This is a genomic window from Rhizobium ruizarguesonis (assembly GCF_012349115.1).
GTDB classification, from domain to species: domain Bacteria; phylum Pseudomonadota; class Alphaproteobacteria; order Rhizobiales; family Rhizobiaceae; genus Rhizobium; species Rhizobium ruizarguesonis.
Window position 1 is genome coordinate 1 of record NZ_PQIG01000102.1, and the last position, 18,409, is coordinate 18,409.

Annotated in this window: 15 protein-coding genes; 5 read left to right on the forward strand and 10 right to left on the reverse strand. The window is 61.7% G+C overall.

Going from position 1 to position 18,409, the window contains the following annotated elements:
• Nucleotides 1-77: 77 nt before the first annotated feature.
• From C3Y91_RS27650 to C3Y91_RS27680, 7 genes are all read right to left on the reverse strand, one after another.
• Entirely contained in the window at nucleotides 78-2,528 is a 2,451-nt protein-coding gene (locus C3Y91_RS27650) for a GcvT family protein (RefSeq protein WP_130686971.1), read from the reverse strand.
• On the reverse strand, nucleotides 2,529-3,404 hold the full coding sequence (locus C3Y91_RS27655; RefSeq protein WP_168576048.1) for a phosphotransferase: 876 nt from the start codon (nucleotides 3,402-3,404) through the stop codon (nucleotides 2,529-2,531).
• Nucleotides 3,405-3,474: 70 nt separating this feature from the next.
• Nucleotides 3,475-4,551: an ABC transporter ATP-binding protein gene (locus tag C3Y91_RS27660; RefSeq protein WP_130686970.1), complete on the reverse strand. Its 1,077-nt coding sequence runs from the start codon at nucleotides 4,549-4,551 to the stop codon at nucleotides 3,475-3,477.
• A gap of 32 nt (nucleotides 4,552-4,583) precedes the next feature.
• Nucleotides 4,584-5,681, reverse strand: coding sequence for a Gfo/Idh/MocA family protein (locus C3Y91_RS27665; RefSeq protein WP_174826397.1), 1,098 nt, complete (start codon nucleotides 5,679-5,681; stop codon nucleotides 4,584-4,586).
• On the reverse strand, nucleotides 5,681-6,568 hold the full coding sequence (locus C3Y91_RS27670) for a carbohydrate ABC transporter permease (protein WP_024323117.1): 888 nt from the start codon (nucleotides 6,566-6,568) through the stop codon (nucleotides 5,681-5,683). Before C3Y91_RS27670 ends, C3Y91_RS27665 begins: the two co-directional genes overlap by 1 nt.
• Nucleotides 6,561-7,520, reverse strand: coding sequence for a carbohydrate ABC transporter permease (locus C3Y91_RS27675; protein ID WP_168251680.1), 960 nt, complete (start codon nucleotides 7,518-7,520; stop codon nucleotides 6,561-6,563). Before C3Y91_RS27675 ends, C3Y91_RS27670 begins: the two co-directional genes overlap by 8 nt.
• A 6-nt stretch (nucleotides 7,521-7,526) precedes the next feature.
• Nucleotides 7,527-8,813: an ABC transporter substrate-binding protein gene (locus C3Y91_RS27680; protein ID WP_130656696.1), complete on the reverse strand. Its 1,287-nt coding sequence runs from the start codon at nucleotides 8,811-8,813 to the stop codon at nucleotides 7,527-7,529.
• Nucleotides 8,814-9,010: 197 nt separating this feature from the next.
• Here C3Y91_RS27680 and C3Y91_RS27685 point away from each other — a divergent pair, with 197 nt between their 5' ends.
• The 5 genes from C3Y91_RS27685 (at nucleotide 9,011) to C3Y91_RS27705 (ending at nucleotide 14,416) form a co-directional block, all read left to right on the forward strand.
• Nucleotides 9,011-9,688, forward strand: a complete 678-nt coding sequence (locus tag C3Y91_RS27685; RefSeq protein WP_130656695.1) for a TetR/AcrR family transcriptional regulator — start codon at nucleotides 9,011-9,013, stop codon at nucleotides 9,686-9,688.
• A gap of 131 nt (nucleotides 9,689-9,819) precedes the next feature.
• Nucleotides 9,820-10,968: a Gfo/Idh/MocA family protein gene (locus C3Y91_RS27690; RefSeq protein WP_130656694.1), complete on the forward strand. Its 1,149-nt coding sequence runs from the start codon at nucleotides 9,820-9,822 to the stop codon at nucleotides 10,966-10,968.
• Nucleotides 10,969-10,971: 3 nt separating this feature from the next.
• Entirely contained in the window at nucleotides 10,972-12,135 is a 1,164-nt protein-coding gene (locus tag C3Y91_RS27695) for a dihydrodipicolinate synthase family protein (protein WP_130656693.1), read from the forward strand.
• Between the two features lie 24 nt (nucleotides 12,136-12,159).
• The gene (locus tag C3Y91_RS27700; RefSeq protein ID WP_130656692.1) at nucleotides 12,160-12,984 is read left to right on the forward strand and encodes a sugar phosphate isomerase/epimerase family protein; all 825 of its coding nucleotides are present in this window, start codon (nucleotides 12,160-12,162) and stop codon (nucleotides 12,982-12,984) included.
• Between the two features lie 154 nt (nucleotides 12,985-13,138).
• Nucleotides 13,139-14,416: a Gfo/Idh/MocA family protein gene (locus C3Y91_RS27705; protein WP_075225758.1), complete on the forward strand. Its 1,278-nt coding sequence runs from the start codon at nucleotides 13,139-13,141 to the stop codon at nucleotides 14,414-14,416.
• Between the two features lie 28 nt (nucleotides 14,417-14,444).
• Here C3Y91_RS27705 and C3Y91_RS27710 read toward each other — a convergent pair whose 3' ends face one another.
• Genes C3Y91_RS27710 through C3Y91_RS27720 form a run of 3 tightly spaced genes read right to left on the reverse strand, consistent with a single transcriptional unit; the run spans nucleotide 14,445 to nucleotide 18,346 of the window.
• Entirely contained in the window at nucleotides 14,445-15,455 is a 1,011-nt protein-coding gene (locus C3Y91_RS27710) for a hydroxyacid dehydrogenase (protein ID WP_075225757.1), read from the reverse strand.
• Nucleotides 15,452-17,308 carry a DUF2264 domain-containing protein gene (locus C3Y91_RS27715; protein ID WP_130656691.1) on the reverse strand — a complete coding sequence of 619 codons (1,857 nt, stop codon included), beginning with the start codon at nucleotides 17,306-17,308 and terminating at the stop codon, nucleotides 15,452-15,454. Before C3Y91_RS27715 ends, C3Y91_RS27710 begins: the two co-directional genes overlap by 4 nt.
• 9 nt (nucleotides 17,309-17,317) lie before the next feature.
• Entirely contained in the window at nucleotides 17,318-18,346 is a 1,029-nt protein-coding gene (locus tag C3Y91_RS27720; RefSeq protein ID WP_130656690.1) for a LacI family DNA-binding transcriptional regulator, read from the reverse strand.
• Between the last annotated feature and the right edge of the window lie 63 nt (nucleotides 18,347-18,409).

Consider the following 18,409-nt stretch of genomic DNA (forward strand, 5'->3'; position numbering starts at 1 on the left):
CTGTTCTACATTATATAGTTAGAGCATGATGTCGTCCGAAAACCGCTCACACTTTGCGGCATCATGCTCTAGCCCCGCTACGCCTTGATGCGCGCCATATCCGGATCGTAGAGCGGCGACAGCGATACCTTGCAGGGGATGCGTTCCCGCGCGACGTCAAGCTCATAGGCGCCGGAGAGGACGAAATCCTCGGTGACGCCGTCGGGATTGCGGACGTAGCCGTAGCCGATCGGCTTGCCCAGCGTATAGCCGAAGCCGCCGCTCGACAGCCAGCCGACGCGCTTGCCGTCGCGATAGATCGTTTCGCGGCCGAGCAGCACGGCATCCGCATCCTCCGGAATGAAGCAGGCGAGGCGTTTCTTCACCCCGCCCGCAAGCTGCCGTTCGATCGCCTCACGGCCGCGGAACGGAATATTCTTCCGCATCTTCACCGCCCAGCCGAGACCGGCTTCAATAGGCGTATGGTCGGGACCGATATCCGACCCCCAGGCGCGATAACCCTTTTCCAGGCGGCAGCTCTCAATGGCGCGGTAGCCGGCATTGAAGAGGCCGAGTTCACCGCCAGCGGCCATCAGCACGTCATAGACCGTGGTCGCATATTCAATGGGAATATGGAGTTCGTAGCCAAGCTCGCCGACATAGGTGATGCGCAGCGCCCGCACTGGGCAGCCTGCAATGCCGATGGTCCTGACCTTGCCGAAGGGGAAGGCCGCATTCGAGACGTCGCTGCCCGTCACCTTTTCCAGCACGGCGCGGGAATTCGGTCCCATCAGCGACAGCACGGAATAGGCGGATGTGACGTCGACCAGCTCGGCATGCATCGCCGCCGGGATATTGCGTGCGATCCAGTCGAAGTCATGGGTGGCGAAGCCGGTACCGGTGACGATGTAATATTCGTTCTCGGCGATGCGGGCGACCGTCACGTCGCATTCGATGCCGCCCTTGTCGTTCAGCATCTGCGTGTAGACAAGCGATCCCACCGGCCTTGCGACATCGTTGGCGGCGATCCAGGACAGCGCTGCCTCGGCATCCCTGCCCTTCAGCACGAATTTGGCAAAGGAGGTCTGGTCGAAGATAACGGCCGCTTCGCGCACGGCCTTGTGCTCGCGGCCGACGGCGTCGAACCAGTTCTGCCTGGTGTAGCTGTAGACATCCTTCGGCTCCTCGTTGGCGAAGAGATCGGCAAACCAGTTCGGCCGCTCCCAGCCGAGCTTTTCGCCGAAACAGGCGCCCTGCGCCTTCAGCCTGTCATAGAGCGGCGATTTACGGCAGGGGCGGCCGCTCGAATGTTCCTCGAACGGCCAGGCCATGGTGTAATGTTTGCCGTAGGCTTCGAGCGTGCGTGTCAGCACCCAGTCGGTATCGAAATGCGGACGTCCGAAACGGCGGATATCGACCGGCCAGAGATCATATGGCGGTTCGCCCTTCGTCACCCATTCGGCAAGCGCCATGCCGGCGCCACCGGCCGAGGCGATGCCGAAGGCGTTGAAACCGGCGCCGACGAAGAAATTCTTCAGCTCCGGCGCCTCGCCGAGAATGAAGTTGCCATCCGGCGTGAAGCTTTCCGGGCCGTTCAGCAGCTGCTTGACGCCGACATTCTCCAGCGCCGGAACGCGGCCGAGCGCCTGTTCCATGATCTGCTCGAAATGGTCGAAATTGCTGTCGAGCAGCGTGTAATGGAAACCTTCGGGGATGCCGTTTGCCGCCCAAGGAATGGGGTTCGGCTCGTAGCCGCCCATGACGATGCCGCCGACCTCTTCCTTGTAATAGGTCAGGCGATCAGGATCGCGCAGCGTCGGCAAGTTGGATGGCACGCCGAAGGATTCGGTGATGATGTATTGATGCTCGACGGAGACCAGCGGCACGTTGACGCCGAAACGGGCGGCGAAGGGGCGCGTCCATTGGCCGGCGCAGACGACGACGCGCTCGCATTCGATGCGCCCTTGCGCCGTGACGACGGCACGAATTCTCCCCTTGTCGATTTCGAGGTCGAGGACTTCGGTATCCTCGAAGATCGAAACGCCCGACATGCGGGCGCCCTTTGCCAGCGCCTGGGTGATGTCGGAGGGATTTGCCTGGCCGTCGGTCGGGAGGAAGGCGGCGCCGACGAGATCGTCTGTCGTCATCAGCGGCCAGAGATCGAAGGCTTCCTGCGGGGTCAGCAACTGCATTTCGAGGCCGAAGGACTGGGCGGTGGTCGCCTGGCGCCTGACCTCGGTCCAGCGTTCTTCGTTGCAGGCAAGACGCAGGCCGCCATTCATCTTCCAGCCGGTGCCGAGACCCGTTTCCGCCTCCAGCCGCTTGTAGAGATCGACGGAATAGCCGAGGAGCTGGGTGATGTTGGCGCTGGTGCGCAGCTGGCCGACGAGGCCGGCGGCGTGGAAGGTGGTGCCCGAGGTAAGCTTCTTGCGCTCCAGCAGCACGGTATCGGTCCAGCCGAGCTTGCCGAGATGATAGGCCGTCGAGCAGCCGATAATACCGCCGCCGATGACCACGGCTTTCGCCGTCTTCGGTAATTCCTTCGTCATTTAATGGTCCTGTTCAAAGGCTTGATAGGCGCGCTCGAAGCGCGCGAGATTTTCGGCCGTGTAGCCGGCGTAATCGAAATCGATGGTGGAATGGATTTCCGAAATCATGCTCCAGAGCGTCTCGCGTAGCAGCGAGGCGCATTTCATCGCGGTATAGCGCCGGCTGAGATTATCGGTCAGCGGCCGGTCGAAATAGGTCTCCAGCATCGTGCGCTCGGCCGCTTCCGAGAGTTCGTTGTTGGAGGCCAATCCGCCAAGATCGAAAAGTGGCGTGTTGAATCCGGCATAGTCCCAGTCGATCAGCCAGAGCCGTTTGCCGTCATCGAGAAAGTTGGCGGCCAGCAGGTCGTTGTGGCCGAAGGCGATCTCGAAAGGCCCTGCCGCTTCCTCCAGTACCTCAGCCCGGCCGAGGAGGACCGGCAACAGAGGAAGATAAGCGCTTTCCGACGCCTTCAGATTGGCGGCGTAGTCGCGGATGACGTGGAAGACCCAGAAGATCATAGCCTGGCCGCGGAAATGCCGGGCAATGTCGCGATGGCAGGCGCGGACCAGCGGCACGACCTGGGCCAACATTTGCGGCGTCCTGATATCTTCCGGCGAAAGCGCTCTCGCCTCGATATATTCGAGCACCAGGACGCCCGGCGAATGGTGGATGACCGCCGGTGAAATGCCGGCTGCATGGGCGGCACGGCTTGCGGCAAGCTCGTTCTGCCGGTTGATGTGATGGATCGGAATATCGGTGCCGAGCCTGACCACGCAGCGCGCGACGGCATCGCTGACCAGATAATTCCTGTTGGTGATGCCGCCTGCTATCGGCGAGATTTCGATCGGGCCCTGCCAGATGCGAAGCGCATGAATCCTATCTTCAGGCGTCATGCTTGATCCCCCTGCGGCCCCTCCCGAAATGATGGGCCAGAGGAGGATCTGATGTCAAGCAGCGGCGCGCTTAGATCGTCTTGCCGGCGGCATCGAAGACGTGGCAGCGGGCCGGATCGAAGGAAGCCTTCACATTGGCGCCGCGCTCCACCTTCTGCTGCCCGTCAAGCGCGATGGTCAGGAGCTGGTTATCCGGCGTGGTCGTGTAGAGCATGGTGGCGCCGCCGAGATTTTCGACGAGATCGACGTTGACGGTCGAGAGCGTGATGGCGCCATCGGCCAGCGAAAGATGCTCGGGACGGATGCCGAAGGTGACCTCCTCTCCCGCCCCGCCTTTCAGCCGGCGTGGCAGGCGGACGGAATTACCGCAGACATGGATGCTGGTTTCGGTCTCGCCGACCTGCTCGATGCGGGCCTTCAGGAAATTCATCTTCGGGCTGCCGATGAAGCCGGCGACGAAGCGGTTGGCCGGGTTGTTGTAGAGATCGAGCGGGGCGCCGACCTGCTCGATACGGCCGGAATTCAACACCACGATCTTGTCCGCCATCGTCATGGCTTCGACCTGGTCATGGGTGACATAGATCATCGTATTGCCGAGGCTGCGGTGCAGGCGGGAGATCTCGACGCGCATCTGCACGCGCAGTTCGGCATCGAGATTCGACAGCGGTTCGTCGAACAGGAAGATCCGTGGCTCGCGCACGATGGCTCGGCCGATCGCGACACGCTGGCGCTGGCCGCCGGAGAGCGCCTTCGGCTTGCGCTCCAGCAGCTTCTCGATCTGCAATATCTCGGCGGCGCGCTTCACCTTCGGCTGGATATCGGCCTTCTTGTAACCCGCCGTCTCCAGGCCGAAGGCGAGGTTTTTATAGACCGACATATGGGGATAGAGCGCGTAGGACTGGAACACCATGGCGATGCCGCGCTTGGCAGGCGCCACCTCGTTCATACGTTCGTTGTCGAGCAACAGCCCGCCACCGGTGATCTCCTCAAGACCGGCGATCATGCGCAGCAGGGTCGATTTTCCGCAGCCCGAGGGGCCGACGAAAACGACGAATTCGCCGGGATCGATCGTCAGGTCGATGCCATGGATCACATCCAGCGAGCCGTAGCGCTTCTCGACCTTCTGAAGAACGACACTGGTTGCCATCTTCTCAAAACCCTCTCTTTTTATTTTGTCGGTTACTTCGTTCTTGCGCGCCAATCGGCGTATTTCGGGCTGTCGGGACCGACCGGCAACGGCACTTCGGCGCCGCTGTCGGAAGACTGGTAGATGGCGGTGACGAGTTCCAGCGCGCGGCGGGCGTCCTTTGTCGTCACCGGCAACGGCGCATGGCCGCTGAGGAAAGCGTGGAACTGGCCCATCTGGGTGGTGAAACGCGGCGCGACCGGCTGCCAATCGCCAATCACCCCGTCGATCTGCTCCTGCACGTCGTCATTTGCGGCGATGATCTTCCAGGGGTCCTTGCCGGGTGTATAGGGCTCGTGACTGCTCTCGAAAGTAACGTTCTCGAAGTGCAGCCTGAGCCGGCTAATCTGTTCCTGCGAACCAAGCGTGCAGGACAGCGAGACAAAGGCGCCGCTTTCCATCAGCAGGCTGGCAGAGGCACAATCCTCGACCTCGATATCGTTGACGCGGGTGGCGACGCGGCCGAAGACCCTGGCCGCCGGACCCATCAGATGCATCAGCATGTCGTGCAGGTGCAGTGCATGGGTGACCAGCACGCCGCCGAGTTCCGTCGCCCATTTGCCGCGCCAAGGCACGGCGTAATATTCCGGCTTGCGCAGCCAGAAGGTTTCGACCGAAGCGGTATAGGGCTTGCCGGCAATACCGGCGTCGATGATCCGCTTGGCCTTCTGAATGCCGTCGCCGTAACGGTACTGGAAGATCGGCATCAGCACGCCTTTGGCGGTCTTTTCCGCTTCCATGATGGTATCGACGGCGGCAAGCGAGCCCGTCAGCGGCTTTTCGCAGACGACATGTTTACCGGCGGCAAGTGCTGCAACCACCTGTTCCAGATGGATGCCGGGCGGCGTGCAGATATCGATGATATCGATCGTGTCGTCGGCGAGCAGTTCCGCAAAAGAGGTGGTGCGCCGTTCGATGCCGAACTCGTCGCCGACCGCGGCCATGCGCTGTTCGTTCAGGTCGCAGATCGCCACGACCTTGAACTTGTCGGAATGCGGCAGGTAACCCTCGACGATGTGGGAGCGGCCGATACCGCAGCCGACGATCGCGACCGTCCTGATGCTCATGTCGCTCTTTCCCGTTATCGCCATCAACGTTTCATGCCCGTCGTGGCGATGCCCTCGATCAGCAGGCGCTGGAAGAACAGGAAGAAGAAGAAGACCGGTACGAGCGTCAGGGTCGACATGGCGAACAAACCGCCCCAATCCGACGCGCTGGTGGAATCCACGAAAGTGCGCAGGCCGAGCTGGATCGTGTAGGTGTTCATATCGTTCAGGTAGATTAGCGGACCGAAGAAATCGTCCCAGGTCCAGATGAAGGAGAAAATGGCGGCCGTTGCCAAAACCGGCAGCGACAGCGGCAGCATGATCTTCCAATAGATGCGCCAGGCGCTGCAGCCATCCATCATCGCCGCCTCGTCCAATTCGCGCGGAATGCCGCGGAAGAACTGCACCATCAGGAAGATGAAGAAGGCATCGCTTGCCAGGAACTTCGGCACGACAAGCGGCAGGATGGTGTTGACCCAGCCGAGATCGAGAAAGAGCACATATTGCGGGATCAGCGTCACGTGATAGGGGATCATCAGCGTGCCGAGCATGATCGCGAACCAGAAATTCCGGCCGGCAAAACGCAGCCGCGCAAAGGCGAAAGCCGTCAGCGAACAGGCGATGACATTGCCCGTCACCACCAGCAGCGAGATGACCAGCGAATTCCAGAAGAACCGGCCGAAGCTGACATCAAGGCCGACCCAACCGCGCGCATAGGAGGAGAAATCGATCGACGACGGGATGAGCGATGTCGACGAGAAGATCTCGTTTTCCGGCCTCACCGATGCAGAAACCATCCACAACAGCGGATAGAGCATGAGGAGCGAAGCGGCGATCAGCAGGGCGTGGATGATGAGCGACGCCGGCAGGCTGCGTTTGGTGATGTCGGATGGCGGCCTGGCCGCGGTGACGGAAGCGGTCATCTCAGTCATCGTAGTGCACCCAATAACGCGAGGTCAGGAAGGAGAAGGCGGTGAAGATCGCGATGATCACCACCAGGATCCAGGCGAGCGCCGAGGCATAGCCCATGCGGAAATTGCCGAAGGCTTCCTGATAGAGGTAGAGCGTGTAGAACAGCGTTGAGTTGATCGGACCGCCGGTGCCGCCTGATATGATGAAGGCCGGCGTGAAGGCCTTGAACGCATCAATCGTCTGGACGACGGCATTGAAAAAGATCACCGGCGTCAGAAGCGGCAGCGTGATCTTGTAGAATTGCCGGAACTTGGAAGCGCCGTCGAGGCTCGCGGCCTCATACATATCCTGCGGGATCTGGCGCAGGCCGGCCAGGAAAATAATCATCGGTGAGCCGAACTGCCAGACGGACAGCGCCACCAGCGTATAGATCGAATAGTTCGGATGCGAGATCCAGCTCGGACCTTCGATACCGAAATACGAAAGCGCGGCATTGACGAGGCCATCGCTGGCGAAAAGCTGGCGCCAGAGCACGGCAATCGCCACGCTGCCGCCCAGCAGTGACGGCAGATAGAAGATGGCACGATAGACCGACAGCCCGCGCAGGCCGCGGTTCAGCGCCATGGCAACCAGCAATGCGAAGGTCAGCTTGAACGGCACCGAGAAGACGACATAGGTCAGGGTGACATGCATGGCGGCCGAGAATTTCGGATCCGCCGTGGCGATGCGCACGTAATTCGCCATTCCCACCCACCGCGGCGACTGAAGCATGTCGAAGTCGGTGAACGAGAGGTAGAGCGAAATCAGGGCCGGCCCGAGCGTCAGCCCGAAAAAGCCGATGAGCCATGGAAGAAGGAAGAGATAGCCGGGAGCATTGGCATTCCAGAGACGCTTGAAGCGTCCTTCGGCCACGGCCCTCTGATATCTTTCCACATTGATGGCCCCTGCGGGCGTGCGCATCGCATTGCTCATACGGGATCAGCCTCGTGCGAGAATCTGCGTGATTTCAGCGACAAGCTGTTTGCCGCCGTCGGAGGGAGACAGCTGTCCGAAGCCGACCTGTTCGGCGATGTTGCGTAACATCAGCTCACCTTCACCGGCGCCGGCCGGCGGCGGCGGCGGCAATTTGCCGGCGAGATCACCGAGGCCGCTGACATAGGCCAGCGCAATCTTGCCGTTCTCATCAAGCTTCGCCGCGACGACCTCGCGCATGGCGCTCGATTCCGGAATGCCGCGTTCGACATCCAGAAGCAGCGCTGCCTCGGGGTTCTTGACGAAGAAGTTGACGTAGTCCACGGCCAGGTCCACGGCTTTCGACTGGGCGGAGACCGAGAAGAACATCGAAGGCTTGCGATAGTGGCCGCCCTTCGATTCCGGCTTAATGCGCATGTAGTTGGTCAGCGCCAGCTTGTCCTTGTTCATTGCCTGATAGGCGACGAACTGGTTGGAATGGGCAAAACCGGCGGCCGACTTGCCGAGCGAAACCGTGTTGGTGTCGATATCGTTCTTGTCGAGAGCCTGGACATCGGCAGGAACACAGGCCCCGGCCGCACGGAACTTGGCCCACATGTCGTACCATTCGGAGGCATCGTCCACGTCGAAGGCGATCTTACCGTCGGCGGTATAAAGCGCCTTGCCGCGCTGACGCAGCCAGTTTTCGAACAGCGGTTCGCCGCCGCTGCCGTCGGCCAAACCGAACATGCCCTTGCGTTTGCCTGCCTTGGTGATCTCCGCACCCATGCGAGCGAACTCTTCCCAGGTGGTCGCCTGGGTCGGCAGATCGACGCCGGCCTCCTTGAAGGCGGTGGTGTTCAGGACCGTAGCCGCCGAATTCGCGCCCAGGCTGACGCCATAGAGATGACCGTCGACGCTGCCGCCCTCGATCTGCGCCTTGTCGAAATCGTCGAGGTTGAGCTTGGCCGGCATATAGGATTCGAGCGGGGCGAGCGCGCCGCGCCGCGCATATTGGACGATATAGCGATAATCCATCTGGATGACGTCGGGCGCGTTGCGGCCGGCGACCTGGGTCGCAAGGCGCGGCCAGTAGTCGCCCCAGCCGAGGAATTCGCCGGTGACCGAGGTGCCCGGCTTCTTCGACTGATAGAGCTGCGACACCTTGTTGGTGCGATCCGCACGCGGCTGCGAGCCCCACCACAGGAGACGCAAGCGCGTTTCCTGTGCCAAAGCGCTGGTTCCCAGCGCCGAGAGCGAGAGAAGCGTGGCGCCTCCCGCGACGAAATTACGTCTGCTTACACGGAATGTCATTTCTTTCCTCCTCCAAAGGGAAGCGCCTCCACACGCTTCCGAACCTAGTTACCCTTGCATAAATAACTAATTGGTTACAAGCTACGGGCAAAGCGGCGAGCGTGTCAAGCGGTGTCGCTCGCGGGGCTTTCAAATTCGGTTTTTACAATTTCGCACCGAAGGCTTATGAGCGCAACATGTGAGACGGAGGTGGAGAGATGAACGACAGCGGGGGGAATGGGGAAAAGAAAAGGTCTCGGCGCCCATCTACCGAACGGACGGCCCAACGCGATCCGGAGCGGACACGCGCTGCTATCCTTGACGCGGCAACCCGGGAATTTGCCGAAAACGGCATGGGCGGGGCTCGTGTCGACGCCATCGCCGAGCGCGCCGGCACCAACAAGCGCATGCTCTATCATTATTTCGGTGACAAGGAGCAGCTCTACCTCAGAGTGCTCGAAGAGGCCTATGTCGGCATCCGCACCGCCGAACGCGCGCTGCATATCGGTGACCGCAGCCCCGAGGAAGGCATCGGCGAACTGGCGCTCTTCACCTGGCGTTATTTTCTCCAGCACCCGGAATTCCTCAGCCTACTCGGCACGGAAAATCTGCATCGGGCCCGCTGGCTGCGCCAGTCCGTCCGGCTCAAGGAACTGCATTCGCATCTGATCGGCGAGCTTTCGGACGTGCTCGAGCAGGGAAAGAAACAGGGGGTCTTCATCGAGACCGCCGATCCCCTGCATGTCTACCTGACGATCGCCTCGCTCGGTTATTTCTACCTGTCCAACCAGTACACGCTTTCGACGATCTTCGGCCGCGACCTGATGGAGCCGACCCATCTCAATGCCTGGGAAAGGCATATCGTCCACGTGACGCTGACCTCGATCAAGCGCTGAATCTCTAAATTCGGATTTGACTATTGACAGCCGCGTTGCTCTTCTGCCATCAAGTAACTGTTTAGTTACCGGATCGGGAGGACCGGACGAGGATGCCCGCTCCCGCCGCAAAAATCTGCTGGGAGGAAAAAATGGCACGCTTGGGGATCATCTTGCACGGCGTCACCGGCCGCATGGGTTACAATCAGCACCTGGTGCGCTCGATTCTCGCCTTCCGCGACCAAGGCGGCATCACGCTGAAATCGGGTGAGAAACTCGACATCGACCCGATCATCGTCGGCCGCAACGGCGCCAAGATGGAAGAGCTGGCGAAGAAGCATAACATCAAGCGCTGGTCGACCGATCTCGATGCCGCGCTCGCCAATCCCGACGACACGATCTTCTTCGACGCCGGCACGACGCTGATGCGCGCCGAACTTCTGTCCAAGGCGCTCGATGCCGGCAAGCATGTCTATTGCGAAAAGCCGATCTCCGACGATCTGCAGGTAGCACTCGACCTTGCCCGCAAGGCGCGCGGCTCCGGCCTCAAGCATGGCGTCGTGCAGGACAAACTCTTCCTGCCCGGCCTGCGCAAGCTGGCGCTGCTCAGGGATTCCGGCTTCTTCGGCAAGATCCTCTCGGTGCGCGGCGAATTCGGCTACTGGGTCTTCGAAGGCGATTGGGGCGTGCCGGCCCAACGCCCCTCCTGGAACTACCGCAAGGGCGACGGCGGCGGCATCATCCTCGACATGCTCTGCCACTGGCGCTACGTGCTCGACAATCTGTTCGGCGAAGTCAAAGCCGTCTCCTGCCTCGGTGCTACGCATATTCCGCGCCGCATCGACGAGCAGGGCAAGCCCTATGATTGCGACACGGACGATGCGGCCTATGCGACCTTCGAGCTCGAAGGCGGCGCGATCGCGCAGATCAATTCCTCCTGGGCCGTTCGCGTTCGCCGCGACGACCTCGTCACATTCCAGGTCGACGGCACGCATGGTTCGGCCGTCGCCGGCCTGACGAAATGCTGGAGCCAGCACCGCGTCAACACGCCGAAGCCGGTGTGGAATCCGGACCAGCCGCAGACGATCGACTTCTACAAGACCTGGGACGAGGTTCCGGACACGCAGGCCTTCGACAACGGCTTCAAGGCGCAGTGGGAAATGTTCATCCGCCACGTCGTCGAAGATGCGCCGTGGCCCTATGGCCTGGAAGCTGGCGCCAAGGGCGTACAGCTTGCCGAACTCGGCCTGAAATCCTGGGCCGAGCGCCGCTGGCTCGATGTTCCCGCACTGGAGTTCTGAGCCGTGACGACGATCAATCTCCCTCTTGACGGCAAGATCGCCCCCTACACGCTGACCGGCACGCCGATCGCGCTCGCCAAGCGCGACGCCAAGGCCTTTCCGCGCATCGCCTTTGCCGCCGCCCATGTCGTCGCCGATCCGCTCGCCGACAACGATCCCTGGCTGACGCCGGCGATCGACTGGGAGCGGACGCTGGCCTTCCGCCATCGGCTCTGGGATCTCGGCCTCGGCGTTGCCGAAGCCATGGATACGGCGCAGCGCGGCATGGGCCTCGGCTGGCCGGAAGCACGCGACCTCATCCGCCGGGCGCTCGGTGAGGCGGCCGGCCGCAAGGATGCGCTGATCGCCTGCGGCGCCGGCACCGATCATCTGACGCCGGGACCTGACGTCACTATCGACACGATCCTCAGGGCCTATGAGGAGCAGATCGAAACCGTGGAGGCGGCCGGTGGCCGCATCATCCTGATGGCGAGCCGGGCGCTTGCCGCCGCCGCCAAAGGGCCGGACGATTATATCCGCGTCTATGACCGCATTCTCCGCCAGGTCAGGGAACCTGTCATCATCCATTGGCTCGGCGAAATGTTCGATCCGGCGCTCGAGGGTTATTGGGGCAATGGTGATCATATCAAGGCCATGTCCACCTGCCTCGAGGTGATCGAGACGCATGCCGACAAGGTCGACGGCATCAAGATCTCGCTGCTCTCCAAGGAGAAGGAAGTGGCAATGCGCCGCCGACTGCCGAAGGGCGTGCGCATGTATACCGGCGACGATTTCAACTATGCCGAACTGATCGCCGGCGACGAAGAAGGCCATTCCGACGCTCTGCTCGGCATTTTCGATGCGATCGCGCCGGCAGCCTCGGCAGCCCTTGAGGCGCTCGGCCGCAAGAGCAATCATGAATTCTTCGACCTGCTGGAGCCGACCGTGCCGCTGTCGCGCCACATCTTCAAGGCGCCGACCCGCTTCTACAAGACCGGCGTCGTCTTCCTCGCCTATCTCAACGGCCTGCAGGACCATTTCGTCATGGTCGGCGGCCAGCAGAGCACGCGATCGTTGACGCATCTGGCCGAACTCTTCCGCCTGGCCGACAAGGCACGGGTTCTGGCCGATCCCGAGCTTGCCGCAAGCCGCATGCGCCAAGTGCTCGCCGTCCACGGCGTCAACTGAAGACACCGGATGGAGGAGAATGACATGCAGGTCGAAGGACTTTCGATCAATCTGGCGACGATCCGCGAACAGTGCGGCTTTGCCGAGGCCGTCGATATCTGCCTGAAACATGGCATCACCGCGATCGCACCGTGGCGCGACCAGGTCGCCAAGGTCGGTCTCGACGAGGCGGTGCGTATCGTCAAATCGAACGGCATCAAGCTGACCGGTCTTTGCCGCGGCGGCTTCTTCCCGGCGGCGAACGATGCCGACTGGCAGAAAAACCTCGACGACAACAGGCGGGCGATCGACGAGGCGGCAGCGTTTTCCGCCGATTGCCTCGTGCTCGTCGTCGGCGGTCTGCCGGGCAGCTCGAAGGACATCGTCGCAGCGCGCCGAATGGTGTTCGACGGCATTGCCGCCGTTTTGCCGCATGCGCAGGCTGCCGGCGTGAAGCTCGCCATCGAACCGCTGCATCCTATGTATGCCGCCGACCGTGCCTGCGTGAACACGCTCGGTCAGGCGCTCGATATGTGCGAGCAGCTCGGCGAGGATGTCGGCGTTGCGGTCGATGTCTACCATGTCTGGTGGGATCCCGATCTTGCCAACCAGATCGCCCGCGCCGGGCGCATGAAACGCATCTTTGCCCATCACATCTGCGACTGGCTGGTGCCGACAAAGGACATGCTGCTCGACCGCGGCATGATGGGCGATGGTGTGATCGACCTCAAAGGCATAAGAGGAATGGTGGAGGCCGCCGGTTTCTTCGGCGCGCAGGAGGTGGAGATCTTTTCGGCCGAGAACTGGTGGAAACGCCCGGCCGCCGAAGTGATCGCCACCTGCGTCGAGCGCTTCAGGAGCTGCTGCTAAAGCATGTCGCGCAAAAGTGTGCAGCGGTTTTGCGATCATGACATGCGAAAAACCAAAGACCTAAAGCGCTGGCCAAGCGAATCTGAAAGATCGCGACGCGCTTTAGGCCTGATTTTCAGTATTTGTTTCATCACGCATGCAGGAGGATCATTCGATGGAGAAACGCCGTTTTGCCCTGATTGGTACGGGAAACCGCGGCACCACCATGTGGGGCAAGGATCTGCTTGCCGGCTGGCGCGAGCATGTCGACCTGACCGCGATCGTCGAGAAGAATTCGCTGCGCGGCGAACGCGCCCGCAACATGATCGGCAGCAATGCGCCGCTCTACGAAAACATCGATTCGATGCTCAATGAGCAGAAGCCGGATCTGGTCATCGTCTGTACGCCCGACCATACGCATGACGATATCGTCGTGCGGGCGCTGGAGTCCGGTATCGACGTCATTACCGAAAAGCCAATGACGACCTCGGTCGAAAAGATTCGCCGGATTCTGGATGCCGAAAAGCGCACTGGTCGCCGGGTCGACGTGTCCTTCAACTATCGCTACGCGCCGACGGCTGCGAAGATCAAGGAATTGCTGAATGCCGGCGAGATCGGCCGGGTCACGTCAGTCGATTTTCATTGGTATCTGAACACCAAGCACGGCGCGGATTATTTCCGCCGCTGGCATGCCTATACGGAAAATTCCGGCAGTCTGTTCGTCCACAAGGCAACGCATCATTTCGATCTGTTGAATTGGTACCTCGACAGCGATCCCGATGCCGTCACCTCCTTCGCCGACCTGCAGAATTACGGCCGCAAGGGCCCGTTCCGCGGCCCGCGCTGCAAGCTCTGTCCGCACGCGCATGAATGCGACTACTACCTCGATCTCGAGGCCGATCCCTTCCTTGATTCGCTTTACGAGGATCCTTCGAAGATCGACGGCTACTTCCGAGACGGCTGCGTCTTCCGCGAGGACATCGACATTCCCGACACGATGGTGGTGTCCCTCCGTTACCGCAACAACGTCCATGTCTCCTATTCGCTGAACACCTTCCAGCCGATCGAGGGCCATCACCTTGCCTTCAACGGCACCAAAGGGCGCATCGAGCTTCGCCAATATGAGGCCCAGCCCTGGGAAGAGCCGAAGGAGGACACGATCCTCCTCATCCGCAATTTCCCGAACGGCAAGGAGGCTGTGGAGCGCATCGTCGTTCCGCATTTCACCGGCGGCCATTACGGCGGCGACGACCGGATGCGCAACATGATCTTCAAGCCCGATACGGAAGACAGGCTCGCCCAGCGCGCCGGCACGCGGGCGGGCGCCATGTCCGTGCTTTGCGGTATTGCCGCGCTGGAGAGCTCGCGCACCGGCAAGGTGGTCAACATTGCCGATCTCATGCCCGAACTTGCCGATGACGGTTCGCCGAATTCGCTTAGAGCGTCGCGCTGATATCATCGCCTGAGCCGCTCGACGCGCCTCAGGCGATGTTTTCGAGATTTGCCCGGTGGATCTGGTAGAGCAGCGGCTGGCCGGTCACGAAGCGCTCTATCTCGTCCACCGCCATCTCGCCAAGGCGCGCCCGTTCCAGCCCGATGGCGCCGGCGATATGCGGTGTCAGAAAGACATTCGGCAGATCGTAGAAAGCAGAGCCCGCCTCCGGGATCTCCGGATCGGTGACATCGAGGACCGCGTCGATGCGGCCGGTCTTCAGCGCCGAAAGCAGGGCGGCCTCATCGATGAGAATGCCGCGCGCCGTGTTGATGAGCGTCGCGCCGTCCTTCATCAGCGACAGCCTTCGCGCATCGATCATATGCCGTGTCGACGGCAGCGACGGCGCATGCAGGGAAACGATATCCGCTTGCCGCATCAATTCGTCGAGATCGACCTTTTCCGTTCCGAGGCCAGCTGCCTCGGCGGCATCAAGCGTCGGGTCGGCGAGCAGCAATCTATAGTCAAAGGGTTTCAGGAGCTCGATGACGCGCCGGCCAATGCGCGACGCGCCGACGATGCCGACGGTGCGGCGGTAATTTCCGATCGCTTCGCGCTGCATCGGATGGGTTCGATTGCGGTTGCGATCGGCGACGTAGAGATCGCGAAAACGGAAGACCCGCTTGCCGGCGAAAATGATCGCCGCCAGCGTGAATTCGGCCACCGGTACGGCATTTGCCTCGGCCGAATGGCTGACCGGGATACCGGCTTCGAAGATGGCGTCGTCGATGACGCCCTTTACCGTGCCCGCCGCATGGACGATGAGCTTAAGATGCGGCGCCGCGGCGGGGATTTCAGGCCCGACATAAGGCCCGCCCCAGCCGGTGATCAGGATTTCGGCTTGGGCCAGCAGACCCCTCGCGCGCTCGTCGTCGAAGCGCTGTAGCGGCTTGGAATCCAGCAAGCGACCGATGCCGCTCAGCCGGCGCAGGACCTCATCCGGCAGGACATGCTGCGTGCGCGACGGTTGCATGGCAAGGACAATGGCCGGCTGGCTCATGGCATCTGTCCCGGCGCCTCAATGGCGCTGACCGTCACGCCCTTTTCCCTCACCAGGGCCTCCAGCGCTGCAATGTCAGGCGCTTTCGGCGGGATCGTCCAGACAGACGAGACGGCAGCGGGATCGTCAAGTGCGAGCACCGCCGTCACCAGGATTGTTTCACCGGCCGGAATCTGCCCGCGCAGTTGCGGCACCAGGGTTTTTGCGACGATCACATTGGTGTTGGGCATTGCCTTCTGGACGAGACCCGAACGTTTGGCCGAAGAGCCGAGATCGAGAATGCCGGTGAAATCGGCTTCGCCGATCGCATAGGCAACCCCAGCCGAGGCGGACAGCGTATCCAGCTCGAAATCCCGGCGGCCGATGGCAAATCCGCCTTCGGCAATCCGCAGCGGCCGGCTTGTCCTGATCCTATGGAGGCGGATATGCCAGGGTGCGGCGGGCACGAGCCAGGTTTCGACGTCGACATCGGCAAAAGGCGACCATTTCGCAAACAGCACCTCGCCTGCGATCTTGGCTTCCTCGTTCGTTTCGCGGACGCGGTAGTGCAGGCCGTCATCGCTGAAGGCAAGCGCTGAATCGAAGGCGGCAAGCGCAAAGGCACGCTCATCGGCCTCCACACTGAAGCCGTAGCGAGCGGAATAAGCGAATTTCGCGTATTTTTCCGAGCCGCACCGCATCTGCAGGTTTTCCTGGCCGGAAGACAGCGCCACGACATCGCCGCCCGCCCGCATGATCACCATGCCGGGATGACGCTGGGGGACGACATCCGGCGCCTGCTCCGGCTCCTGTTCCGTAGCGGTCCAGAACGGATGATCCTCGGGGATCGCCAGCGGCAGAAAGGCCTTGAAGGCCCAGTAGGGCGAGCCGGCGGAATTGTAGCTCTCCGACATCAGCAGGTTCGGATAGCCGAAGCCGATTGACAGCACGCCGTCGCGATCGGCAATCGGCTTGTCCTTCCACCAGCGCAGATGTTGCAGGCAGAGATGCTTGACCTCCCCCCAAGGCAGAGCCTCGACATCGGCAAAGGCGAGCGCCGACCAGAAGCCGGCGCAGGCAAAGCGATAGGTCAGGCTGCGGCCGAAGGGGATCGTCGCCCCGTCAGCGGCAAACCAGTGCCGGAAATCCCGGGCGAAGAGGATCGCGCGCTCGCGGTAGCGCTTTGCATAATCGTCGTCGACGAGCTTCGAATAGATCAGGCCATAGAAATGCATGGCGAAGGGAATGTAGTGGTCGATGCGGCGGACGTTTCCGTCACGATACCAGCCGTCGCCGATATAGAAGCCTTCGAGCTCCTCGAGATATTGCCGCGTCAGGCTGCGGTCGAAATCGGCGCCGAGACGATCGAGCGCGATATCGACGAAGATCCGGAAGAATTTCCAGTTGTTGTCGGCATAGTCGAACTGCCGGGCATGCTTGAGATAGGCGACGACATTGCTGCGGGCGCGCGCATCGAGCGGCTCCCAGATCTTTTCGGGCACCAGCGCCAAGGCAAAACCGAGAGCGGCAAGCTCGACCATCCGCTGATCGCGGCCGTTGACCGTTCCCCAATATTCGGGATGGGCGGGATCGGTGCCGTTTGCGAGGCCTTCGGCAAAACGATGCCAATAGGCGAAGTCGCCATTGCCGGCGCCAAGCGGCGCCAATCCCCAGAGCGGGCGGGCGAAGCCTTCGAGATCGGCCGCCGCCCGGTCGAAATGGGCGGCGCCGCCATTGAGGGTGACGCGGGCATTACCCTTCGAGAAACAGGCAAGCAGCGGATCGAAGAGCGCAAGCAGGGCGCGGCTCATATCGGCGCGACTTTCCAGCGGATTGCCGGCGAGCGGGTTGGCGCCGGCGGGATCATAGGTCATCGGTATCACTCACGGGTTTTCGATGTTCGGAACGGTTCCTCCCGGAATGGGAACAACCGCCTGGCAGATGTGGCGCGCAGAGGCCGTCCTATTGCGGAAGCGGGACAGCATCAGGGAAACGGCCTCGCGCCCGAGGGCAGCGCGGTCGACACGCATGGTGGAAAGCTGCGGATTGGTCATCTGCGCGCAGGGCAGATCGTCGAAGCCGACAATCGCGAAATCCTCCGGCACACGCAGCCCGGCCTCGGTGACGGCCTCGAGGACGCCGACGGCAATGAAGTCATTCATGCAGAAGGCGGCAGTAAAACCGGCATTCTCGGCAAGTGCTGCTGCCGTGCGTTCATGCGCCTCTCGGCTGGCGCTGCCTTGAAGTGTCAAGGACACCAGACGGCCCTCGGCGCCGGGGACGGCAGCGATCGCCGCCTCGAAACCGCGCACGCGCTCGCGGATCGTGTGGCGGTGGGAGCCGCTCAGATGCAGGATGCGACGATGGCCGGCTTCGGTCAGCCGGCGGGTGGCCTCGTAGGCGCCAAAGAAATTAGCCGGCGAAACGCCGTCAAACTGCATCCTTGGATCAGTGCCGTTGACAAGAACGGTCGGTGTCATGCTGGCCTGCAGCCAGCCGCGCAACATCTCGTTCGGATCGATACCGACGAGAAAGAGACCTTCGGCCCCAGCCGTCTGCATATAGTCGCGCACGGCATCCGGGGTGGTTCGATCCTCGCGGACCAACCGGACGTCGAAGGGCATGCCCGCTTCGGCAGCGCCGGCGCGCAGGCCGTCGACAATGGCTTCATAGAAGACGCTGAGAGTGCCGGTGACGCCGTCGCTGGCAATCAACGCCAGCCCGCCGGCAACGGCTTCGGAAGCCGGTTTGACGGGATAGCCGTGCTCGGCTGCCACCTTCAATATCTGGCGGCGGACGGTTTCGCTGATACCAGGTTCGTTGGCGAGCACGCGCGACACCGTGGAGACGGAAACGCCGGCCAATGTAGCTATATCGGCCTGACGCGGCCGTCTGATCTTTTGGTCGTTCATAGGCAAACATTATGCAAGTAATGCAAATTTGCAAGAAAATGCTTACTTCTTGCAATAAAATTT